The following is a 20,965-nucleotide window of genomic DNA, read 5'->3' as shown; positions in this document are numbered from 1 at the left end:
CGAGCAGCTCGCGTCCGGACATTTCAGGAGTAACACACGTGGCCATCGATGAATCGAACTTCACGCAGGTCTTCCGCGGGTACGACAAGGACGAGGTCGACAAGGCGGTTCAGGACCTGCGGCGCGAGCTCATCAAGTCGAACACCCAGGCCGCGGACTCGACCAAGGAGATCAAGCGGCTCCAGCTCCGCATCGACGAGCTGAGCGCCGAGATCGAAGAGGTCGGCAGCCCCACCTACTCCGGGCTCGGCACCAAGCTCGAGAACACCCTCCGGGTCGCCGAGGAGCAGTCCACGCGCCTGATCGCGCAGGCCGACATCGACGCCGAGAAGCTCCGTGCCGGGGTCGCCGGCGAGATCGAGAAGGTCAAGAAGGCCGCCGCCCAGCAGGCGGAGCGCCTGATCGCCGACGCCACCGCGCGGGCGACCACCACGCTCGAGGACGCGCAGATCGAGGCGACCGAGCTGCAGGCGAAGACCCGCGCCGCCAAGGAGACCCTCCTCAACGACGCCATGCGGGAGGCCGCAGGCATCCGGGGCGCCGTCGCGACGGAGGCCGCCGAGCTGCGCGCCACGAGCAAGCGCGAGGCCGCCGCCGTGCGTGCGGAGGCCGACCGCGAGGCCGCCGAGCTGAAGGCCGTCGCCTCCCGCGAGGCCGAGGCCGCCCGCGCCGAGGCCGCGGAACTGGAGCGCACCATCGAGGCCCGCCGCGGCGAGCTCGAGGGCGCCTTCGCGCAGGACCGGGCCGCGTTCGAGCGCGAAGCCGCCCAGATCCGCCTGGACCTGGACCGCCGCGTGGCCGAGACCGCGGACCGACTCGCGGCCGACGAGGCGCGGATGCGTGCCGAGCTCGCCGCCGAGGCGGCGCAGACCCGGGCCGACCTCGCCGCCGAGGTGGAGCAGCAGCGCGCGACGCTGGCGGCCGAGTCCGCGCAGACCCGCGCCGACCTCGCCGACGAGGACGCCACCACGCGGCTCTCCCTGAAGACCGAGGTCGAGCAGACCACGAAGGCGCTCGCGCTCGAGGTCGAGCAGACCAAGGCGGCCCTCGCAGCCGAGGTGGAGCAGACGCGCTCGGCCCTCGCCGACGAGGTGACCACCACCCGCTCCGCGCTGACCGACGAGGTCGAGCGCGCGCGCACCGAGCTCGCCGACGAGGTCGCGCGGACGCAGTCCGCCCTCGCCGAGGAGGTCACTCGCACCAAGGCCGAGCTCGCCGACGAGGTGACGCAGACCACGTCCGCCCTCGCCGACGAGGTCACCCGCACCAAGGCCGAGCTGGCGGACGAGGTCGAGCGCACCACCACGAAGCTCGCCGACGACACGCTCCAGACGCGCACGGCGCTCGAGAAGGAGTCCACCGAGACCCGGGCCGCCCTGGAGGCGGAGCGCACCTCCACGGCGGCCGCGCTGGCAGCGGATCGCGAGCGCAGCGCCAGCGAGCTGGCCGCCGCGGCCGAGACCTCCCGCGCCGAGCTGGAGGCGGAGACCGAGCGTCGCCGCCGCGAGCTGGATGCCGAGGCCACGCAGCTGCGCGCCGACCTCGCCGCCGAGGTGGATGCCGCCCGCACCGCCCTCGCCGACGAGCTCTCGCAGGGCCGCAGCGCCCTCCAGGCCGAGGTCACCTCGACCCAGGCCGCGCTGGCGGCCGAGGTGGAGTCCACGCGTGCCGCACTGGCGGCCGAGGTCGAGCAGACGACCTCCACCCTCGAGTCGGAGGTCGCCACCACGAAGTCCGCTCTCGCCGCCGAGGTCGAGCAGACGAAGTCCGCTCTCGCCGCGGAGGTCGAGCAGACGAAGTCGCGCCTCGCGACCGAGGTCGAGCAGACCACCACGAAGCTGGCCGCCGACACGGAGCAGGCCCGTTCCGCGCTCGAGACGGAGATCAGCACCACGAAGTCGGCCCTCGCCGCCGAGGTCGAGCAGACGAAGTCCGCCCTCGCCGCCGAGGTCGAACAGACGAAGTCGCGCATCGCCGAGGAGACCGAGCGCAGCCGCACCACCCTCGCCGAGGACGCGCGCCGCACGGCCGTCGAACTCGCCGACCAGCGCGAATCGACGGCCAACGAGCTCGCCAACGACCGCGAGCAGCAGCGGATCGCCCTCGAGGCCGAGGCGGAGCAGACGCGACTGACCCTCGCGGACGAGACGCAGCAGGCCCGCGTCGCCCTCGAGAAGGAGACCGGCGAGGCCCGCACGGCCCTCGCGGCCGAGGTCGCCGAGGCGCGCACCGCCCTCGCCGCCGAGATCGCGGAGCGGACCGCCGAGTTCGAGCAGGAGGCCGCCGACGCGCGCACCGCGCTCGAGACCGAGCTGACGACGCTGCAAACCACCACGCTCGCCGAGCTGGACGCCCGCACCCACGAGGTGCAGCAGGCACGCATCGACCTCGACGTCGAGCTGCGCGCCCGCCGCGACGAGGCCGAGAAGGAGTACCTCGCCCGTCACCAGGAGGCCGTCGCGCAGACGCAGAAGTACCTCGACGACGCGAACGCGCAGCTCCAGGACGCCACGAAGCGCACGGCGCAGGCGCGCTCCGAGAGCGAGGCCCTCGAGGCCGAGGCGCGCGAGACGACGAAGAAGGCGCGCAAGGAGGCCGAGCAGACCGCCGCGGCGATCGTGCGCGACGCCGAGGAGCGGGCCGCCGCCCAGCTCGAGGAGGCCGAGGAGCGCAGCAAGCGGCTCGTGGCCGACGCCGAGGAGAGTCTCGCGAAGATCAAGATCGAGCGTGAAGCGGTCGCCGGCTACTTCGAGAACCTCCGCGGTATGCTCCAGCAGGCCGAGAGCGTCTCCACCGAGCGCGACTGATCGACCGGACCGGGGGAACCATGAAGATTCAGAACGCCTTCCGCGTCGGGCTGATCGGGACGCTCGGCGTCGGGCTCGGCATCCTCATCCTGACGTCGATCGTCAGTCTCGCGACGATCATCACCTACATCGGCGCCGCGCTGTTCCTCGCGCTCGGCATCGAGCCGCTCATCTCGTTCCTCGAGCGGCGGCGCTTCCCGCGCTGGCTCGCGCTGACCATCACGCTCGTCGTGATCATCGGCGCGTTCGTCGGCGTGATCTGGGCCATCGTGCCGGTCGCGATCTCCCAGGCCACGCAGCTGGTGAACAACACCATCAGCTGGGTCAACAGCGGAGGGGCGGAGGACTGGTTCCAGAGCCTCCAGCACCAGTTCCCGTCGGTGATCAACGACCAGAACATCAACGCCGTCACGCAGTGGCTGCAGCAGAACCTCCCGGACATCACGTCCAAGGTGCTCCAGACCGCCACCGGCATCGTGCAGGGCGCCTTCGGGGTCATCATCGTGATCATCCTCACGATCTACTTCACGGCGTCGCTGCCGAGCATCAAGCGCGCGGCCTACCAGCTGGTACCGGCCTCCCGCCGTTCCCGCTTCGCGGATCTGGGCGACCAGATCACCGACTCGGTCGGAAAGTACGTGATGGGTCAGGTGTCGCTCGCGCTGGTGAACGGCGTGCTGAGCGCCATCTTCCTGACGATCATCGGCGCCAAGTTCCCGGTGCTGCTGGCGACGATCGCGTTCTTCTTCTCGCTGATCCCCCTGGTCGGCACGATCACCGGCTCGGTCATCATCGTGGCCGTGTGCATCCTGTCCGGTCCGCCGACGGCGATCGCCGCCGCGATCTACTACCTGGTCTACATGCAGGTCGAGGCATACGTGCTCAGCCCCCGCATCATGAACCGTGCCGTCTCGGTCCCCGGTGCGCTGGTCGTGGTCGCGGCCCTCGCGGGCGGCACCCTGCTCGGCATCCTGGGCGCGCTCGTCGCGATCCCGTTCGCGGCGGCGCTCCTGCTGATCATCAAGCAGGTCGTCATCCCGCGGCAGAACGAGCTCTAGGCGCCGGCCCACTCGGTCGGCAGCGGGAGCGCGGCCGGGTTGAGGCGCGCCACGATCTCGTCCAGCACGCGCCGCGTCTGGTTCTCCCCCACCCACAGGTGCTTGCCGCCGGCCACGTCGATCAGCTCGATCTGCGGCAGCGGGGCGAAGCGCTGCGCCGCCTCGGCCGGCTGGAGGTAGTCGTCGTGCTCCGGGATGAGGGCGACGATCGGGCGGGTGTCCCCCGCCCAGGCGGCGAGATGCTCCGGCTTCGCCCGGTGCAGGGGCGGCGAGAGCAGGATGACGCCGTCGACCGGGCACTCGCGGCCGTACATCAGCGCGAGCTCGGTGCCGAACGACCAGCCCAGCAGCCACGGGTGCGGGAGGCCACGCTCGGTGACGAAGGCCATCGCCGCCTCGACGTCGTAGCGCTCCTCCACGCCGTGCCCGAACTCTCCCTCGCTTCGTCCTCGCGGGGAGGCCGTCCCGCGCGTGTTGAATCGCAGCACGGCGATGTCGGCCAGCGCGGGCAGCCGCCCGGCCGCCTTGCGCAGGATGTGGGAGTCCATGAAGCCGCCGGCCGTGGGCAGCGGGTGCAGCGTCACCAGGGTCGCGACGGGCGGGCGGTCCAGCGGGCTCGCGAGCTCTCCGACGAGCGTGAGGCCGTCGCGCGTGCGCAGCTCGATGTCCTCGCGGCGGGCGGGCAGCTCGATGCCTCCGCGGATCTCGGTGGTCGTCGTCACGTGATCGTTCTCGTCTCTCTCGGCGGCGCGAGCCGTCAGGCGATCTTCCAGCAGGACTCGTGCCAGTGCCGGCGGGCCGCCAGGTCGGCGGAGTCCCCCAGCACGCCGTCCGCGCGCCAGGCGACCAGGTGGGCGACCCCCGGCAGGATGTCACGGCCGCAGCCCGGGCACACGTAGCTCTTCTGCGCCTGCGCGGCCGAGACGGGCTGCACGTTCCACTCGGTCCCGCGCCGGGTCTCCGTGCGGCGCCAGCCGGCCATCAGTCGGTCGAGGCCGTCGTTGTGGTGATCGTCGTGCCCGCGCGCCTGGCCGTGTCGGCCTCGGGGACGGTTGCTGCGCGGCATCGGACCAGTCTAAACCGACCGAGCCGGGCTACCGCTCAGTACCAGCCGGTGGACTGCGAGTGGCCCCAGGCGCCGCAGGGGGTGCCGTAGCGGCCGGTGATGTAGCCGAGGCCCCAGGTGATCTGCGTCGCCGGGTTGGTCGCCCAGTCGGCGCCGGCCGAAGCCATCTTGCTGCCGGGGAGGGCCTGAGGGATGCCGTACGCGCCGCTGCCGCCGTTGCTGGCGTACACGTTCCAGTGCGACTCCTTGTTCCACAGAGCGACGAGGCAGCTGAACTGGTCGTCGCCCCAGCCGCGGGCCTGCAGCATCTCGTACGCGATGGCCTGGGCGGATCCCGGGTCGGGAGTGCCAACGGCCGGCGCGGAGCCGGTGGACTTGCCGCTGCTGCTGCTGGTGGGGGTCGGCGTGGGAGTCGGTGTCGGCGTCGGCTTGGCCTTGACGCTCACCGAGTCGCGCTGGACGACCGTGGCCGCCGCGTCCGGCGCGGTCAGCGACTGCGTCGGTGCGCCGCCGAACCGGGACGTCGTCTGGGGGCTGGGAAGCGTGTCGGCATACGCCGGGGTCGAGGCGGAACCCGAATACGGGTCAACCACGTTCACCAGGGCGAAGCCCACGGCGGCGCTGAAGGCGAAACCCCAGAGCAGGGCTCGCGACCGGATGTGCGGTCGTCGGGATCGCTTGAATGCGACTCCGACCGGGTTGGCCGGTGTCAGCGGAACGATCTCTGCTGTTTCTCGTCTACCCACGATCACAAGACCATAACGGACTTCGGCGGACAATCCAAGAAACCGCGCCCTCGCTCAGGCAACAGCCAGCCTCACCGGACGGCGAGCATCACGTCCGTGACGCTGTCGAGGAGCAGGTCCACCTGGACCTCCCGGTAGCCGCCGCGCTGCTCGCGGAACGTGGCCGTGCGCACCTCTTCGACGCTCATCGGGCGGCCGTCCTGGAAGTACTTCACCAGGCGGTTCGCGAACCGGTCGACGTCCTGCCGGTTGTAGCCGAGGGTCAGGACGCTCACGCGTTCGAACCGGTGGCCGACGGGACGGTCGAGGCGGTTGAGCACCACCTGCGCCGTCGTGCGGGCCTCGGCGAACCAGGCCTCGTCCCCCGCGGCCTGGCGTGCGGCCTCGCGCTCGCGCTGGGCGAAGGCGTCCTCCAGGCGCTCCAGGGCCGCGTCGACGTGCGTGGTCGAGTAGCCGCCCTTCTGCATCGAGAAGGCCGTGCGACGGATGTCGGCCGCCGTCATCGACGCGGTGGCGTCGTCAGCGTCGTAGGCGCGCCGGGCGGTCTGCAGGAAGCCGTCGACCTGTTCGACGTCGTATCCCTGCTTCTTCGGGGTGCGGGGGAAGGTGCTCACGCCCCCATTCTGTCATCGGAAGATGAGGAAGAGCACGTACGTCGCCGCGGCCGACGGAAGGATGGAGTCGAGCCGGTCGAGGAATCCCCCGTGACCGGGCAGCCAGGAACTCATGTCCTTGATTCCGAGATCGCGCTTGATGAGGGATTCGGCCAGGTCGCCCGCCGTCGCGGTGAGGAGCAGGACCACGCCGAACACGATGCCGAACCACCACGGCTGGTCGATCATGAATAGCGACAGCAGGACGCCGGCGACGACCGCGGTCGCCGCCGCACCCGCGAAGCCCTCCCAGGTCTTCTTCGGGCTGATCGTCGGCGCCATCGGGTGCTTGCCCCAGGAGAGGCCGGCGGCGTAGGCCCCCGTGTCGACCGCCACCACGACGATCACGAACGCCAGCACCCACCACTCGCCGCCGGGCTCCGCCAGCAGCAGGAGCACGAAGCTCGCGAGCAGGCTCACGTACAGCTGGACGAGGACGCTCCAGGTCAGGTCGCGGCCGAGCGCGGCGGCCCCCGCCCGTCGTGCCGGAACAGCGAGCTCCTCGATCAGGCGCCACACGACGACGAGCGCGATGCCCGCGGAGAGCGCCACGAGCTGTCCGCCGGCATGGAACCAGAACGCGGCCGGGATGATCGCGACCGCCGCCAGGACGGTCGGGATGCGCGGGATGCGGCGGCCTGCGCCGCGGAACGCCTGCGTCAGCTCGAACGCCGCGAAGCCGGCCATCGCCATCCCGAACGGGATGAAGAGCTCCTTGATGAAGATCAGGCTGCCGACGACGATCACGCCGGCGACGAGCCCGATCAGGATCGCCAGGATGAGGTTGCGCCCCGTCCGCTGCTCGATCAGCTCGTTGGTGGCGTCGAGCTGCGCCTTGCGCGCCTGCACCTGCCGCTCGAAGTCGGCGCGGGTGGCCTGCACCTGGGCGCGCAGCTCTTCACGCGAACGCGGCTTCCCCCGCCTGCCCGTCTCCGGCGTGCGGGGCGCGCCGGTGCCGCTGCCCTCGCTCATGGTTAGACCTCGAGGAGCTCGGCTTCCTTGCGCTTCAACGCCTCGTCGACGGCCTCGACGTGCGTGCGCGTGATGGTCTCCAGCTCCTTCTCGCCGCGCGCCACCTCGTCGTCGCCGACCTCGCCCTTGAGGGCGTCCAGGTCGTCCTTCGCCTTGCGGCGGATGTTGCGGAGGGCGACCTTGGCGTCCTCGCCCTTGCCGCGCACGATCTTGACGAACTCCTTGCGGCGGTCCTCGGTCAGCTCCGGGAGCGTGACGCGGACGATCTCGCCGTCGTTGCCGACGTTCGCGGAGAGGCTGGGCATCGCGACGATGGCCTTCTCGATCTCCTTCAGCGCCGACTTGTCGTAGGGCGTGACGAGCAGGACGCGGGCCTCCGGGTTCTGCAGACCGGCCAGCTGGGCCAGCGGGGTCGGCGAGCCGTAGTAGTCCACGAGGACCTTCTGGAAGAGGGCCGGGTTGGCACGGCCCGCGCTCACGGTGCCGAAGTCCTCCTTCGCCGCGTCCACGGTCTTGCTCATACGCTGGCGGACGTCGGAAATCACGTCGGCGATCACGGTTTCTCCTTCAGATCGGTCAATCGGTCTCTAGTCTAGAGCCCCGGCACCGCGCGGGGCGCCGGGGCAGGGCGGCGAGGGCCGCGTGGGGGCCCGGTCAGCCGAGCAGGGTGCCGATCTCGGCGCCCAGCAGAGCGGCCGTGACGTTGCCGGCCGGCTCGATGCCGAAGATGCGCATGGGCATGCCGTTGTCCATGCAGAGGCTGAGCGCGGTGGAGTCGACGGCCTTGAGGTTCTGCTGCAGAGCCTCCTGGTGGCTGATGTGGTCGATCTTGCGCGCGTCGGGGTTGGTGCGCGGGTCGTCGTCGTACATCCCGTCGACGCCGTTCTTGGCGACCAGCACGACGTCGGCGCTGATCTCCAGCGCGCGCTGCGCGGCGACGGTGTCGGTCGAGAAGTACGGGAGCCCGGCGCCGGCGCCGAAGATCACGACGCGGCCCTTCTCGAGGTGACGCTCCGCGCGGCGCGGGATGTACGGCTCGGCGACCTGGGTCATCGAGATGGCGGACTGCACGCGGGTCTCCGCTCCGGCCTGCTCGAGGAAGTCCTGCAGGGCGAGGGAGTTCATCACAGTGCCGAGCATCCCCATGTAGTCGGCACGACCGCGGTCCATGCCGCGCTGGGAGAGCTCCGCGCCGCGGAAGAAGTTGCCGCCGCCGACCACGATCGCGATCTCGACGTCCTGCGCGGCCTGGGCGATCTCGCGGGCGATGCCGCTGACGATGTCGGGGTTGACGCCGAGCTGACCGGCGCCGAACGCCTCACCCGAGAGCTTGAGAAGGACCCTGCGCCTCTTGGTAACTGCCGACATGCGTGATTGGTCCTTCCGTGACTGAATTCGTTCTTACGCTAGTGCGTGGTGTGTCGTGCGCCTATGGGTGGGCGCACAGAAAAGGAGTCCGGATCGCTCTCGAGCGATCCGGACTCCTTCATCGGTGTGTTAGGCGCCGACCTTGAACCGGGCGAAGCCGGACACGGTGAGACCCGAGTCCTTCAGCACCTGGGCGATGGTCAGCTTGTTGTCGCGGGCGTACTCCTGCTCGAGCAGGGCGACCTGCTTGAAGAAGGCACCGAGGCGACCCTCGATGATCTTCGGGAGCGCGGCCTCCGGCTTGCCCTCGTTGCGCGAGATCTCCTCGACGATACGACGCTCGTTCTCGACCTCGGCGGCCGGGACGTCCTCGCGGGTGAGGTAGGTCGGGTTGGCGAAGGAGATGTGCTGCGCGATGCTGCGGGCGGTCTCCGCGTCGTCGCCGGCGTAGCCGACCACGACACCGACCTGCGGCGGCAGGTCCTTGGAGGTCTTGTGCAGGTAGATCGCGAAGTGCTCGCCCGAGACCGACGCGACGCGACGGAGCTCGACCTTCTCGCCCAGGATTGCGGCCTCGTCACCGATGAGCTCGGCGACAGTCTGGCTGCCGGCGCGGGCGGCCAGGGCCTCCTCGACGGTGGTCGCGCCCGCGGCGGCGGCCGCGTCCAGGACCTTGTCGGCCAGGGCGATGAACTTGTCGCCCTTCGCCACGAAGTCGGTCTCGCACGCGAGCTCGATCATGGTGGCGGAGCCGTTGCCGTTCTCCTTGGCCGCGACGAGGCCCTCGCTGGTGGAGCGGTCGGCACGCTTCGCGTTGCCCTTCGCACCCTTCAGGCGCAGGATCTCGGTCGCCTTCTCGATGTCGCCACCGGCCTCTTCGAGCGCCTTCTTGGTGTCGACCATGCCCGTGCCGAGCTGCTCGCGCAGGGCCTTGATGTCAGCGATGCTGATGTTTGCCATGTTCTGACTGGAACCTTCTTGTCGAAAGCGGGTTGGTGGTGGGGACTACTTGGTCTCGGCCTCGGCGTCGGCGTCGGCCTCCGCCTCGGCTGCGACCTCAGCGTCCGCCTCGCCCTCGGCGACGACCTCGGCGGAGTCCGCCTCGGCCTCGGCGAGGTCGGCGTCGGCCGCCTTCTCGGTCTCGGCGCTCGACTGCACCTCGGCCTGGCCCTGGAGCAGCTCCTGCTCCCACTCGGCGAGCGGCTCGGCCGGCTCGGTGCCCTCTTCGGGCTTCTGGTGACGCTGGATGAGGCCCTCGGCCGCGGCGTCGGCGACGATGCGGGTCAGGAGGCCGACCGAGCGGATCGCGTCGTCGTTGCCCGGGATCGGGTACTGGACCTCGTCCGGGTCGCAGTTCGTGTCGAGGATGGCGATGACCGGGATGCCCAGCTTCTTCGCCTCGTCGATCGCGAGGTGCTCCTTCTTCGTGTCGACGACCCAGAGCGCGCTCGGGGTCTTCGTCAGGTTGCGGATGCCGCCGAGCGACTTGTGCAGCTTGTCCAGCTCGCGCTTCTTGATCAGCAGCTCCTTCTTGGTGAAGCCGCTGGTGGTGCCCTCGAAGTCGAGCTCCTCGAGCTCCTTCATGCGGGCGAGGCGCTTGGACACGGTCTGGAAGTTGGTCAGCAGACCGCCCAGCCAGCGCTGGTTGACGTAGGGCTGGCCCACGCGGGTCGCCTGCTCGGCGATCGCCTGCTGCGCCTGCTTCTTCGTGCCGACGAAGAGGATGGTGCCGCCGTGGGCGACCGTCTCGCGGACGAAGTCGTAGGTCTTGTCGATGTAGGTGAGCGACTGCTGCAGGTCGATGATGTAGCTGCCCGAGCGCTCCGTGAGGATGAATCGCTTCATCTTCGGGTTCCAGCGGCGGGTCTGGTGTCCGAAGTGGACGCCGCTGTCGAGCAGCTGGCGCATGGTGACGACGGCCATTGCCGTTTCTCCTTGTGTTCTTCGCGCCCGGCGACACGTTCGTCGCGCGGGTGCGGTGTGCGGTTGTCCACGGCGGCCGGCGGCCACCGCTCCTGGTGCCCCGCGCACCTCCGCTCCCCGTTCGTCCCGCGCGGAAGAACCGTGGGGATCGATGAGGGAGACCGGTGGAAGTGCGCCCCACCCTGCGGGTGTCCGGGCACGCGTAGTCACTCCGACGAGCGGAGTGCTTCGCACATCCTATCAGGAACGGTCGGTCACGCGGAGTCGCCGCTGGAGCGCACCTGGGGACCGCGTCCGCGACCCTTCGCGTTGGTGAAGAGCGTCTCCGCCTGCTCGAGCGCCATGCCGTTCGTCTCCGGGATCTTGAAGAACACGAAGAAGAATGAGAGGGCGGCGAAGAAGGCGTACATCCCGTAGGTGAACACCAGCGAGAAGTCCGCCATCGGCGGGAACGAGACGGTGATCAGGAAGTTGGCGATCCACTGGGCCGCCGCCGCGAGGCCGAGCGCCTTGCCGCGGATCTTCGTCGGGAAGATCTCGCCCAGCAGCACCCAGACCAGCGGTCCCCACGAGGCGCCGAAGCAGATCACGAAGATGTTCGCGGCCACGAGAGCGATCGGACCCCACGCGCCCGGGAGGCTCACGGCGCCGTCCGCTCCCTTGTCCGCGAAGGCGAACGCGAGCGCCATCGTGCCGAGGGAGACCGCCATGCCGACCGAGCCGGTGAGGAGGATGGGGCGCCGGCCGATGCGGTCGACGAGCAGGATCGCGACCACGGTGACCACGACGTTCGTGATCGAGGTGATCACACTGATCGTCAGCGAGTCCGCCTTCGTGAAGCCCACCGCGCTCCACAGGGTGGTCGAGTAGTAGAAGATCACGTTGATGCCCACGAACTGCTGGAACACCGACAGGATGATGCCGATCCAGACGATGCCCTTCAGGCCCAGCACATTGCCGCGCAGGGTCGCCTTGAGGCCCTCCTTGTCCGTCTTGATCGAGTCCTCGATGTCCTTGATCGAGCGGTCGAGGTCCTCCGCGGGCACGAGCGTCTGGAACACCTTGCGCGCCTCGTCGCGACGGCCTGTCGCGAGCAGGAAGCGCGGCGACTCAGGGACGGTCAGCGCGATGATGCCGTAGACGGCCGACGGGATGACGCCGACGAGGAACATCCACCGCCACGCCTCCAGCCCGAACCAGATCTCGCGCGACGGGTTGCCGTTGGCGAGCAGCGCGTCGGAGAGGAGCGCGGCGAAGATACCGATGGTGATCGCCAGCTGCTGCAGGGAGGCCAGCCCGCCTCGGCGCTGCCGCGGTGCGATCTCGGCGATGTACGCCGGCGCCACGACGGACGCGATGCCGATGCCCAGACCGCCCACCACGCGCCACAGCCCGAGGTCCCAGACCGAGAACGCCAGACCGGCGCCGATGGAGCTGACGAGGAACAGCCCGGCGCCGAGGAGCATGACCTTGAGCCGGCCCCAGCGGTCGGCGAGCCGGCCGGCGACGTAGGCGCCGAGCGCGCAGCCCAGGAGGGCGACGGCCACGACGAATCCCTTGACGAACGCGTTCAGCTCGAAGTGCGTGCCGATCGAGTCGACCGCCCCGTTGATGACGGACGAGTCGAAACCGAAGAGGAAGCCGCCGACGGCCGCCGCGATGGCCAGTCCCGTCGCCTTGCGTCGCATCGCGCCGCTGGGCTGGTGGGCGACCTCGTTCCCGGCCTCGTCGGTGCCGCTGCGTTGTCCAGACATGTCTTCCCCTTGTTCGGTTGTGTCCCGCCGTGGTCCGCTGGCCCGCCCTGGCGAGCGCGAACCGGCGCTAGACACGGTACGCCCGGATCGCCGTTGGGCAATATCGACATGCGTCGGATGTGCAGAAAGTGCGTTCTCCCCCGGTCTCGGTTCCGACCGCGTGCCGCTTCGCGCGTCCGGGAGGGTGGGGGTGACGGGAGGGCGTGAGCGATGAGACGGATCAGACGAACGGGTGGGAAGAGGGTGCGCGCTGAGCACTGGCGGCGGGGCGGGGGCGTGCGTGAGCTGGTGCTACTCGCGGCGGCGGGGGTGACCGCTGTGCTCGCGCCGGGGGCGGCGCCGGGCTCAGCTGAGCAGGGTGCGGCCGCGAGTGCGGGCTCAGCCGCGAGTGCGGGCTCAGCCGCGAGTGCGGGCTCACCCACGAGTGCGGGCTCAGCCGCGGGAGCGGGCTCAGCCGCGGGAGCGGGCTCGACCGCCGGAGCGGGCTCGACCGCGACTTCAGGTTCGGGTTCGGCCGCGGGAACGGTTGCGGACGCGCAGTCGGCCGCGGCTGCGGGCACGACCGCGTCCGCGTCCCCGGCTGCGGTCACCTCGCCGCGCTGGGCGTGGCCCGTCCTGCCGCCCCGGGTCGTCGGCGCGTTCGCGGCTCCCCCGACCCCGTACGCCGCCGGACACCGCGGCATCGACCTGGCGACGGCGCCCGAGCAGCCGGTGACGGCCCCGGCCGACGCGACGGTCCGCTTCGCCGGCGTCGTCGTGGATCGCCCGGTTCTCACGCTCGATCACGGCGGCGGTGTGCTCTCGAGCTACGAGCCGCTGGCGACGGAGCTCGTCGCCGGTCAGCCTGTCGCGCGCGGCGCCCCGATCGGGCGCCTCGCGTCCGGCGGTCACTGCGCCGCGTCGTGCCTCCACGTCGGCGTGCGGGTCGACGGTGCGTACGTCTCACCGCTGCTGTTCTTCGACACGGTGCCGCCATCAGTGTTGCTCCCGCTCGACGACGGCTGACCGGCCCGTCGAGCGCGGCGCTCCCGCGCTTCGCTCCCGCGGTTCAGGCGCGCGGGTGCGCGATCCGGTAGCTCTCTTTGAGCCGCTCGGTGGAGACGTGCGTGTAGATCTGCGTGGTGCCGAGGCTGGCGTGGCCGAGGATCTCCTGCACGGCACGCAGGTCCGCACCCCCGTCGAGCAGATGGGTGGCCGCCGTGTGCCGCAGGGCGTGCGGCCCGGCCGGTCCCGATCCCGGGATCCCTTCGAGCAGTCCGGCGACGAGTTCGTAGACGGCGCGGGTGCCGAGCCGGCCGCCGCGCGCTCCGAGCAGCAGGGCCGGTCCCGAGCGCGCGATCGCGAGCGCCGGACGCGCCTCCGCGAGGTAGCGGCGGAGGATGTTCCGGGCGGGCACCCCGAAGGGGACGACACGCTCTTTCGCCCCTTTGCCCAGGACGCGCACGGTGAGCCGGTCGAGGTCGACGTCGTCCACGTCGAGCCCGGTCAATTCGGAGACGCGGACCCCCGTGGCGTAGAGCAGTTCGATGACGGTCAGGTCGCGCAGCGCGCCGGGGTCGCCGTCGGCCGCGAGGGCGGCGAGCGAGGCGAGGAGCTCATCCATCTGCGCCCGGGTGATGACGCGCGGCAGCGTCTTGTCCGCCCGGGGCGCCCGGAGGCGAGCGGCCGGGTCGACGGCCTCGCCACCGGTACGCGTCACCCAGGCGCTGAATCCGCGCGCCGCCGCCGAGCGCCGCGCGAGGGTGGCTTTGGCGAGCCCGCGCTGGGATCCTTCCCAGAGCCAATCGCGCAGCACGTCGAGCGTCACCCCCTCGGTATCCGCCACCGCCCGCTCCGAGGCGAATGCGGCGAGCGCCGCCAAGTCGGACCGGTAGGCGCGCACGGTCTGGGCGGAGTACCCGCGCTCGACCTGGAGGTGGCGCGCATACCCGTCGATCGCGTCCGGAAGCTGCACCCTCCCAGCATCCCCCGCCCGCGCCCTCCTCGCGTGCAGCGACCCTCGGCTGATCGCGCGTGGCGATCCTCGCCTGCGCGCACGAGGCGACCCTCGCCTGCTCACGCGCGACGACCCACGGCCGCTCACACGCGACGACCCTCGGCTGATCGCGCGTGGCGACGCTCGGCTGCTCGCGCGTGACGACCCACGGTCGATCGCGCGCGGCGGCCGTCTGAGAGCGGTCGGGGCGGGCGGTTGCGGCCGCGAGCGCCTCCCCTCGACTCACCGCCCGTCGACGCGCCTCACCTCAACTCGCCTCGCCTCGCCTCGCCTCGCCTCGCCTCGTGTAATGGTTTTTGCGCAACTTCGCATTACGGGATCATGATGGCTCTGTGATTCCTCGTACACGCTGGGTATGGCTCGGCGACCATCTGGCCGTCGACTTCGTCAACACGACGATCGGGTTGGACGACGATCGCGAGGAGCTCATCGGCACCGTCGTGGAGTTCCTGGGGTGGATCGACGCCGAGCCGGCCTGGTTGCCTGCGCTCGGCGGCGATCCGGTCGGCCTGGACGCGGTGCTGGAGCAGCGGGACGCCACCAGTCGGCTGCTGCGTGCCGCGGCCCTCCAGGAGGAACTCGACGGTGCCGACGTGGAGCTCATCAACGAACGGGTACGCGCGGGTGGTGCGACGCGACTCCTCGGCACCGAAGCGGGGACGAGCCGGTTGGTGGCGGGCGGCACCGGCTTCGTGGCGCTTCTCGGTGTGTTGGCGGCGGCGACCGTGGATGTCCTCGCCCGTGAGGACCTCGCCGCGATCGCGGTGTGCGAGGCGCCGGGTTGCGGCCAGATCTTCCATCGGTCGCGGCGGAACCAGCGGTGGTGCAGTCCGGGCTGCGGCAACCGTGCACGCGTCGACCGCCACCGGCATCGGAATCCCGCCGCCGGTGCGGGCTCGTCGCGATGATCGATGTCAGCGTCCTCCCCGTCTTCCTCCTCGCCAGTCTCCTGATCTGCGTCGCGCCGGGCACCGACATGGCGTACATGCTCGCGGTCGGCATCGCGGGCGGCCGGGGCGCGGCCCTGCGCGCCTCAACCGGGGTCGCTCTCGGCGTCCTCGTGTACTCCGTCGTCGTCGCAGCCGGGATGGGAGAGCTCGTCCGGCAGTATCCGTGGACGTTGACCGCGATCCGTGTCGTGGGCGCGCTGTACCTGATCTGGCTGTCGGTTTCAGCGTTCCTGGACGCGCGCCGCGGCACGACCGTCGCCGCCGGCCCCGGCACGACGCGCTGGTTCCGGCAGGGGCTCGTGGTGAATCTCACCAACCCCAAGATGGCGCTGTTCTTCCTCGCCTTCCTTCCGCGGTTCCTGGGGTCGGCCGCGTCGAGCGTCGCGCAGTTCATCGTGCTCGGCCTCTGCTTCATGCTCATCGGCTTCATCGTGGACACCACCGTCGGCCTCCTGGCGAGCACCCTCCAGCGCAGACTGTCCGACAAGCCCTCCGCCGGCCGGGCGCTGAGCATCGTGGCGGGGACGGTCTACCTCGGCCTCGCGGGCGTCGTCGTCTGGGAACTCGCCACCGGCTAGCGGCGGAAGCCGTCACCGGGTGGCCTCCCAGCCTGTCGCGGTCGGGCGGACGGCACCGGAGAGGCTGAGGCGACCGAGTGCGGCGATGACGGAAGGCAGGGAGAGCCCCGTGACCTGCGCCAGTTCGTCCGGCTCGCGACCGCCGCGAATGGAGGCCGCGGCCATCACGGCCCGATCGTCGGCGCCGCCGTCCGCGCTCCCGTCAGCGCCGGGAGGCTCGCTCCCACCTTGTGCGCCGACGGCAGTGCCCAGCGGATCGGCGAGTTCGGCCATCTCGTCGACCGTGGTGACGCACGTCGCGGCGTACTCGCGGATGAGGCGGTGGCAGCCGGCCGACGCCGGCGAGGTCACCGGTCCGGGCACGGCGCCGAGCGGACGTCCGATCTCGGCCGCGTGGCCGGCCGTGTTGAGAGAACCGGAGCGGTGCCCCGCTTCGACGACGACCGTCGCTCCACTGACGGCGGCGATGAGCCGGTTGCGCATCAGGAAGCGCCACCGGGTCGGCGTGGAGCCGCAGGGCAGTTCGCCGATGAGCAGTCCGGTGTCCGCGACCCGGCGCAGCAGATCGCTGTGCCCGGCCGGATAGAGGCGGTCCACTCCCCCGGCGAGGAACGCGATGGTCACGTGCCCGCTGGTGACCGCCGCCCGGTGCGCGGCACCGTCGATCCCGTAGGCGCCGCCCGAGACGATGGCGAAGCCCCGGTCGCCGAGACCCGCGGCGCTCTCCATGGCGACGTGCTCGCCGTACCCGGTCGCGGCACGGGCACCCACGAGCGAGACGGACCGCTCGAGCGATGACAACCGCGCCGGATTCCCGCGCAGCCAGAGGGCGAGCGGCTCCCCCGCTCCCAGAGCGGCGAGCCCCTCCGGCCACCCGCTCGTCTCGGGGGTGAGCAGCCGAGCGCCCACGTGCGCCGCCATCTCGAGCGCCCGGACGCCGGCGTCGGGCGACCCGCGCGTTCGCCAGCGGTTCAGAGCCTCCGCCATCCGAGCGCGCTGGCGTGCGCTCGACGGGTCCGCGCCGAGGCGCCCGAGAACCTCGGTCGCGTCCAGCTCGTCGACCACGCACCGCACCGCGGCCACGGGGCCGAGCCCGCTCACGAGCATTCCGGCATCGGTGTCACCGGGCTCGGTCATCGTGCCGAGGACGACGCGGGCGAAACTCGTCTCCAGCGCTTCCCGTCCGGTCGGCGGATCGTCGTCGACGTCCCCGAGCCCGACCGGGGCGAGGAGCTTCGCGATCGTCCGGAGCGGGACCCCCGCCACGGTGTCGTGGCCGCTCATGCGCCGATCCCCCTGCGCAGGAACAGGGCGCGGCCGATGTGATCCGCGGACGGCCCGGCAGCGCCGTCGAGGTCGGCGAGGGTCCAGGCGAGCCGGAGCGCGCGGTCGTACCCGCGCATGGTGATCGCGCCTCGCTCCAGCGCCCGGTCGAGCGGGCCGACGGCCGTCGGCCCGATCCGCCGGGCACCCGCCCGCAACCAGGTGCCCGCGACGTCCGCGTTGCGTCGCCACCCCGTGCCGGCGAGGCGGGTCATCGCGACCTGCCGCGCCGCCTCCACCCGCTCGCGGAGCGCTGCGCTCGATCGCACGAGCCGGTCCCCGTCCGCGCTGGAGCGCAGCGCGGCCAGCCCGAGCCGTCGCACGGTGAGATGGATGTCGACCCGATCGAGGAGTGGCCCCGACATGCGAGCCAGATAGCGTCGGCGGGCGATCGGGGTGCAGGTGCACTCCTCGTCGACCGAACCGTAGCGCCCGCACGGGCACGGGTTCGAGGCCAGCACGAGCTGGAACCGGGCCGGGAACGTCGCTGCCCCGCTCGCCCGGTGGATGCTGACCGCTCCCGATTCCAGGGGCTGCCGCAGCGCGTCCAGGACCGAGGGCGGGAACTCCGCCGCCTCGTCGAGGAAGAGCACCCCGTTGGTCGCCCGGACGATGGCGCCGGGCACGATGCGCCCGCTGCCGCCGCCGACGAGCGAGACGGCGCTGGCGGTGTGATGGGGCGCTTCGAAGGGCGGACGCCGCACGAGGCCTCCGCCGACCCCGAGGCCCGCCAGCGAGCGGATGGAGGTGGACTCGAGCGCCTCGTCCCCCGTCAGGTCGGGCAGCAGGGATGGCAGGCGCCGGGCGAGCATGGTCTTCCCCGCCCCGGGCGGCCCGACCATCGCCACGTGGTGCCCGCCGGCAGCGGCCGCCACCAGGGCGTCCACCGCCTCGTCGTTGCCGGCGACGTCGGCGAGGTCCGGTTCGGCCGGCGCGGCGTGCTCGAGCGCGGGACCCTCCACGGGATCCAGCTCCACGGGATCGAGCTCGGCACCGTGCGCGATGGCGGCGGCGCGCAGCCCCGTCACCGCGACGACGTCGACGCCGTCCACGAGTTCCGCCTCCGCCGCGTTCGCTGTCGGAACCAGAACGCGCCGAAACCCCGCGTCGCGTGCCGCGAGCACCGCCGGCAGCACGCCGGGCACCGGGCGCAGGCGCCCGTCGAGCCCCAGCTCCCCCAGGTGGACGGCTCGCGAGGCCGACTCGGCGGGCACGTCGCCCGCGGCCGCCAGTGCGGCGATCGCGATCGCGAGGTCGAATCCGCTGCCCTGCTTCCGCAACGACGCCGGCGACAGGTTGACCGTGAGCTTGCGCTGGGTGAGCGGACTCCCCGCGTTGACCGCGGCAGCGCTGACCCGTTTGCGCGACTCCCCGAGAGCGGCATCCGGGAGACCGATGAGGACGAACGCCGGGAGCCCGGCGGAGATGTCGGCCTCGACCTCGACGATGTCGCCGCGGACTCCGGTCAGCGCCACGGCGAACGCCCGTGCGAGCGCCATCACGCCACCCCGCGCAGGTGCTCGATCGACGGCTCGCTGCTCCACGCGTCGATCACCGCGACCGCGTCGATCCGGATAGGCCCGGAGACCGGCCCGTGCGCCCGGCACCACTCGGCCACCAGCCGCCGCAGGCGTGCTCGCTTGGCCGCGGTGATCGCCTCGAACGGGTGCCCGTAGGCGACCGACGTGCGCGTCTTCACCTCGACGAAGACCGTCGCCGTGCCCTCCCGCACGACGAGATCGATCTCGCCCATCGGGCACCGCCAATTGCGCTGGAGCACGACGCAGCCCACCGCCTCGAGCCATTTCGCCGCCACCACTTCTCCGCGGCGACCGAGTTCGTCCTTCTCTGCCATGTTTCCTCCCGCAACCAGCCTCGGCGGCGGGAGCCCTCGGCGGGCGGGAAACGGCGGATCAGTGGAGAGACGTCAGAAGGAGGAGGGCTGTGGAGCGGAACGCCCTACTCGTCGAGCGCGAGCTCCTTCGGGAGTTCGAACTCCTTGCTGGAGAGCTCCTCGATGTTGACGTCCTTGAACGTCAGCACGCGCACGGACTTCACGAACCGGTCGGCGCGGTACACGTCCCACACCCACACGTCGTTCATCGTCAGCTCGAAGTAGAAGTCGTGCTCGGTGTCCCGGCGCACGAACTCCACCTCGTTCGCGAGGTAGAAGCGGCGCTCCGTCTCGATCACGTACTTGAACTGCGAGACGACGTCCCGGTACTCGCGATACAAAGCCAACTCGACCTCGCGGTCGTAGTCGTCGAACTCGTCTTCATCCATCGTCTGCCAAGTCTATGCCGCTCCGAGCCTCAGAGCGGAATGTCGAGCGTCGCGGTGTCCTTCAGCCAGGTGAGACGGTGCAGCGCGCTCGGTCCGAGTTCGGACAGGGCGGCGAAGTGCTCGCGCGAGGAGTATCCCTTGTTGCTCGCCCAGCCGTAGCCCGGGTACTCCGTGTCGTGCTGGATCATGAGCCGGTCCCGGTGCACCTTGGCGATGACGGAGGCCGCGGCCACGGACGCGCAGTCGCGGTCGGCCTTGACGCGGGTGACCACGCGGGCGGGACGCATCAGCGAGGGGTTGAGGTAGTCGTAGTTGCCGTCGAGGATGAGCGTGCTGTCGCGCACCTGCGCACCCTGCTCCTCAAGCTGGGCGAGCGCGCGGGCGCCGGCGAGCCCCAGGCACTTCATGATGCCGAGGGAGTCGACCTCCGCCGCCGAGGCCAGGCCGACGGCGTGGAACATCGCCCAGCGCCGGCAGGCCGGGTCCAGCGCCTCGCGGGCGGGCTCCGGCAGCAGCTTGGAGTCGCGCAGGCCGACGGGGATGCGCCTGACCGCCGTGTCGATCACGACCATCCCGACCGCGACGGGGCCGGCGAGGGCTCCTCGACCGACCTCGTCCACCGCGACGATCGACGTCACGCCGTCGCGGTACAGCGCCTTCTCGAACCGGAGAGTGGGCGTCACCGGGGCCATCATCCTGACTTCTCCTCCACACGTGCGAAGACTTCAGGATAGTCGTCCAACCACGTCCATCGGCTGACCGGCCAGCTGATGACCGCGGCCCGACCGACGACGTTCGCGACGGGCACGAAGCCGTGCCCGGGAAGGCCCTGGTTGAGGGAGGAGTCCTGCGAGTCGTAGCGGTTGTCCCCCATGACCCACAGCTCGCCCTTCGGCACGATGACGTCGAACGCGAGGGTGGCGGCGTCGGTCTTCCCGGGTGGGATGACGATGTAGGGCTCGTCGATCGCGACGCCGTTGACCGTCAGGTGGCCGCCGGTGCTGCAGCAGGCGACGCGGTCGCCCGGGAGGCCGATCACCCGCTTGACGAGATGGTCGTCGCTGTCGGAGGCGGAGAGGCCGACGAAGGTCAGAGCGGTGTCCACCGCCTGCCCGATCGCGCTCTGGTGCGTCGGAGGCGCCGGCTGGAGCCAGCCTCCCGGATCGCGGAACACGACCACATCGCCGCGGGCGAGGGGGAAGAGCGAGGGCTGGAGCTCGTTCACGATGATCTTGTCCTGGATCTGCAGCGTGTTCTCCATCGACCCGGAGGGGATGTAGAACGAGCGGACGACGAACGTCTTGACCAGGAACGACACGAGCAGGGCGACCACCACGATGATCGCGATGTCGCGGACGAACCGCAGCAGCGAACGCTGCCGATCGCGCTCTCCCCGCGACGCCCGCTGTGCGCCGGTGGGTACCGTCTCTTCCGTCATTTAACCGCCTGAGCTCCCGGTCCAGTGTAGGACCGGGAGCTCAGGATGAC

22 protein-coding genes are annotated in these 20,965 nt (G+C 71.1%); 5 read left to right on the top strand and 17 right to left on the bottom strand.

Features of this window, described 5'->3' with window-relative positions:
* The first annotated feature begins 38 nt into the window (after nt 1-38).
* Together BGO91_RS00740 and BGO91_RS00735 are read left to right on the top strand one after the other, a co-directional pair.
* Nucleotides 39-2,807: a DivIVA domain-containing protein gene (locus BGO91_RS00740; protein WP_290470971.1), complete on the top strand. Its 2,769-nt coding sequence runs from the start codon at nt 39-41 to the stop codon at nt 2,805-2,807.
* A 20-nt stretch (nt 2,808-2,827) separates the two neighbouring features.
* A complete protein-coding gene (locus tag BGO91_RS00735) occupies nt 2,828-3,865 on the top strand; it encodes an AI-2E family transporter (RefSeq protein WP_290470970.1) in 1,038 nt (345 codons plus the stop codon).
* On the opposite strand, the gene BGO91_RS00730 is transcribed toward BGO91_RS00735, so the two are convergent.
* The 10 genes from BGO91_RS00730 to BGO91_RS00685 all read right to left on the bottom strand — a co-directional run bounded on the left by BGO91_RS00730 (nt 3,862) and on the right by BGO91_RS00685 (nt 12,347).
* Nucleotides 3,862-4,587 carry an alpha/beta hydrolase gene (locus BGO91_RS00730; RefSeq protein ID WP_290470969.1) on the bottom strand — a complete coding sequence of 242 codons (726 nt, stop codon included), beginning with the start codon at nt 4,585-4,587 and terminating at the stop codon, nt 3,862-3,864. The genes BGO91_RS00735 and BGO91_RS00730 overlap by 4 nt on opposite strands.
* Nucleotides 4,588-4,622: 35 nt before the next feature.
* Complete coding sequence (locus tag BGO91_RS00725; RefSeq protein ID WP_290470968.1) at nt 4,623-4,931, bottom strand: hypothetical protein; 309 nt, start codon at nt 4,929-4,931, stop codon at nt 4,623-4,625.
* A gap of 35 nt (nt 4,932-4,966) precedes the next feature.
* The gene (locus BGO91_RS00720; protein ID WP_290470967.1) at nt 4,967-5,677 is read right to left on the bottom strand and encodes a lytic transglycosylase domain-containing protein; all 711 of its coding nucleotides are present in this window, start codon (nt 5,675-5,677) and stop codon (nt 4,967-4,969) included.
* Between the two features lie 71 nt (nt 5,678-5,748).
* Nucleotides 5,749-6,291, bottom strand: a complete 543-nt coding sequence (locus BGO91_RS00715) for a DivIVA domain-containing protein (RefSeq protein WP_290470966.1) — start codon at nt 6,289-6,291, stop codon at nt 5,749-5,751.
* 12 nt (nt 6,292-6,303) lie between these two features.
* Entirely contained in the window at nt 6,304-7,302 is a 999-nt protein-coding gene (locus BGO91_RS00710; RefSeq protein ID WP_290470965.1) for a phosphatidate cytidylyltransferase, read from the bottom strand.
* Between the two features lie 2 nt (nt 7,303-7,304).
* Entirely contained in the window at nt 7,305-7,859 is a 555-nt protein-coding gene (gene frr, locus BGO91_RS00705) for a ribosome recycling factor (RefSeq protein WP_021763577.1), read from the bottom strand.
* A 97-nt stretch (nt 7,860-7,956) separates the two neighbouring features.
* Nucleotides 7,957-8,670 carry a UMP kinase gene (gene pyrH, locus BGO91_RS00700; RefSeq protein ID WP_290470964.1) on the bottom strand — a complete coding sequence of 238 codons (714 nt, stop codon included), beginning with the start codon at nt 8,668-8,670 and terminating at the stop codon, nt 7,957-7,959.
* Nucleotides 8,671-8,799: 129 nt separating this feature from the next.
* Nucleotides 8,800-9,630, bottom strand: coding sequence for a translation elongation factor Ts (gene tsf, locus BGO91_RS00695; protein WP_290470963.1), 831 nt, complete (start codon nt 9,628-9,630; stop codon nt 8,800-8,802).
* Nucleotides 9,631-9,675: 45 nt separating this feature from the next.
* Nucleotides 9,676-10,593 (bottom strand): 30S ribosomal protein S2, encoded by a 918-nt coding sequence (gene rpsB / locus BGO91_RS00690; protein WP_290470962.1) that lies wholly within the window; start codon nt 10,591-10,593, stop codon nt 9,676-9,678.
* 254 nt (nt 10,594-10,847) lie between these two features.
* On the bottom strand, nt 10,848-12,347 hold the full coding sequence (locus BGO91_RS00685) for a sugar porter family MFS transporter (RefSeq protein WP_290470961.1): 1,500 nt from the start codon (nt 12,345-12,347) through the stop codon (nt 10,848-10,850).
* A 309-nt stretch (nt 12,348-12,656) separates the two neighbouring features.
* Here BGO91_RS00685 and BGO91_RS00680 point away from each other — a divergent pair, with 309 nt between their 5' ends.
* Nucleotides 12,657-13,352 carry a M23 family metallopeptidase gene (locus BGO91_RS00680; RefSeq protein ID WP_290470960.1) on the top strand — a complete coding sequence of 232 codons (696 nt, stop codon included), beginning with the start codon at nt 12,657-12,659 and terminating at the stop codon, nt 13,350-13,352.
* A 43-nt stretch (nt 13,353-13,395) separates the two neighbouring features.
* Here BGO91_RS00680 and BGO91_RS00675 read toward each other — a convergent pair whose 3' ends face one another.
* On the bottom strand, nt 13,396-14,301 hold the full coding sequence (locus BGO91_RS00675) for a tyrosine recombinase XerC (protein ID WP_290470959.1): 906 nt from the start codon (nt 14,299-14,301) through the stop codon (nt 13,396-13,398).
* Nucleotides 14,302-14,639: 338 nt separating this feature from the next.
* Here BGO91_RS00675 and BGO91_RS00670 point away from each other — a divergent pair, with 338 nt between their 5' ends.
* Together BGO91_RS00670 and BGO91_RS00665 are read left to right on the top strand one after the other, a co-directional pair.
* Nucleotides 14,640-15,251, top strand: a complete 612-nt coding sequence (locus tag BGO91_RS00670; protein WP_290470958.1) for an ABATE domain-containing protein — start codon at nt 14,640-14,642, stop codon at nt 15,249-15,251.
* Entirely contained in the window at nt 15,248-15,871 is a 624-nt protein-coding gene (locus tag BGO91_RS00665; RefSeq protein ID WP_290470957.1) for a LysE family translocator, read from the top strand. Before BGO91_RS00670 ends, BGO91_RS00665 begins: the two co-directional genes overlap by 4 nt.
* 12 nt (nt 15,872-15,883) lie before the next feature.
* On the opposite strand, the gene dprA is transcribed toward BGO91_RS00665, so the two are convergent.
* The 6 genes from dprA to lepB form a co-directional block, all read right to left on the bottom strand.
* A complete protein-coding gene (gene dprA / locus BGO91_RS00660) occupies nt 15,884-17,155 on the bottom strand; it encodes a DNA-processing protein DprA (RefSeq protein ID WP_290470956.1) in 1,272 nt (423 codons plus the stop codon).
* Nucleotides 17,152-18,693 carry a YifB family Mg chelatase-like AAA ATPase gene (locus BGO91_RS00655; protein WP_290470955.1) on the bottom strand — a complete coding sequence of 514 codons (1,542 nt, stop codon included), beginning with the start codon at nt 18,691-18,693 and terminating at the stop codon, nt 17,152-17,154. Before BGO91_RS00655 ends, dprA begins: the two co-directional genes overlap by 4 nt.
* Entirely contained in the window at nt 18,693-19,049 is a 357-nt protein-coding gene (locus tag BGO91_RS00650; protein WP_290470954.1) for a YraN family protein, read from the bottom strand. Before BGO91_RS00650 ends, BGO91_RS00655 begins: the two co-directional genes overlap by 1 nt.
* Before the next feature lie 104 nt (nt 19,050-19,153).
* Nucleotides 19,154-19,477 (bottom strand): DUF2469 family protein, encoded by a 324-nt coding sequence (locus BGO91_RS00645; RefSeq protein ID WP_018190696.1) that lies wholly within the window; start codon nt 19,475-19,477, stop codon nt 19,154-19,156.
* 29 nt (nt 19,478-19,506) lie between these two features.
* Nucleotides 19,507-20,169, bottom strand: a complete 663-nt coding sequence (locus BGO91_RS00640) for a ribonuclease HII (RefSeq protein WP_290471143.1) — start codon at nt 20,167-20,169, stop codon at nt 19,507-19,509.
* Complete coding sequence (gene lepB / locus BGO91_RS00635; protein ID WP_290470953.1) at nt 20,169-20,915, bottom strand: signal peptidase I; 747 nt, start codon at nt 20,913-20,915, stop codon at nt 20,169-20,171. The genes BGO91_RS00640 and lepB overlap by 1 nt, the downstream gene beginning before the upstream one ends.
* Nucleotides 20,916-20,965 lie beyond the last annotated feature (50 nt).

The sequence above is a fragment of the Leifsonia sp. 71-9 genome, from assembly GCF_001898805.1.
Lineage (GTDB): Bacteria > Actinomycetota > Actinomycetes > Actinomycetales > Microbacteriaceae > Leifsonia.
The sequence above is the reverse complement of the archived record's forward strand: the minus strand, read 5'-3'. Positions and strand labels throughout refer to the sequence as shown.

Excerpts from the sequence above, each read along its gene's own strand:
- BGO91_RS00640 (WP_290471143.1), bottom strand. The coding sequence starts at position 20,169 with ATGGCCCCGGTGACGCCCACTCTCCGGTTCGAGAAGGCGCTGTACCGC.
- tsf (WP_290470963.1), bottom strand. The coding sequence starts at position 9,630 with ATGGCAAACATCAGCATCGCTGACATCAAGGCCCTGCGCGAGCAGCTC.
- lepB (WP_290470953.1), bottom strand. The coding sequence starts at position 20,915 with ATGACGGAAGAGACGGTACCCACCGGCGCACAGCGGGCGTCGCGGGGA.
- BGO91_RS00735 (WP_290470970.1), top strand. The coding sequence starts at position 2,828 with ATGAAGATTCAGAACGCCTTCCGCGTCGGGCTGATCGGGACGCTCGGC.
- BGO91_RS00650 (WP_290470954.1), bottom strand. The coding sequence starts at position 19,049 with ATGGCAGAGAAGGACGAACTCGGTCGCCGCGGAGAAGTGGTGGCGGCG.
- dprA (WP_290470956.1), bottom strand. The coding sequence starts at position 17,155 with ATGAGCGGCCACGACACCGTGGCGGGGGTCCCGCTCCGGACGATCGCG.
- BGO91_RS00655 (WP_290470955.1), bottom strand. The coding sequence starts at position 18,693 with ATGGCGCTCGCACGGGCGTTCGCCGTGGCGCTGACCGGAGTCCGCGGC.
- pyrH (WP_290470964.1), bottom strand. The coding sequence starts at position 8,670 with ATGTCGGCAGTTACCAAGAGGCGCAGGGTCCTTCTCAAGCTCTCGGGT.
- BGO91_RS00685 (WP_290470961.1), bottom strand. The coding sequence starts at position 12,347 with ATGTCTGGACAACGCAGCGGCACCGACGAGGCCGGGAACGAGGTCGCC.
- BGO91_RS00710 (WP_290470965.1), bottom strand. The coding sequence starts at position 7,302 with ATGAGCGAGGGCAGCGGCACCGGCGCGCCCCGCACGCCGGAGACGGGC.
- BGO91_RS00725 (WP_290470968.1), bottom strand. The coding sequence starts at position 4,931 with ATGCCGCGCAGCAACCGTCCCCGAGGCCGACACGGCCAGGCGCGCGGG.
- BGO91_RS00645 (WP_018190696.1), bottom strand. The coding sequence starts at position 19,477 with ATGGATGAAGACGAGTTCGACGACTACGACCGCGAGGTCGAGTTGGCT.
- rpsB (WP_290470962.1), bottom strand. The coding sequence starts at position 10,593 with ATGGCCGTCGTCACCATGCGCCAGCTGCTCGACAGCGGCGTCCACTTC.
- BGO91_RS00665 (WP_290470957.1), top strand. The coding sequence starts at position 15,248 with ATGATCGATGTCAGCGTCCTCCCCGTCTTCCTCCTCGCCAGTCTCCTG.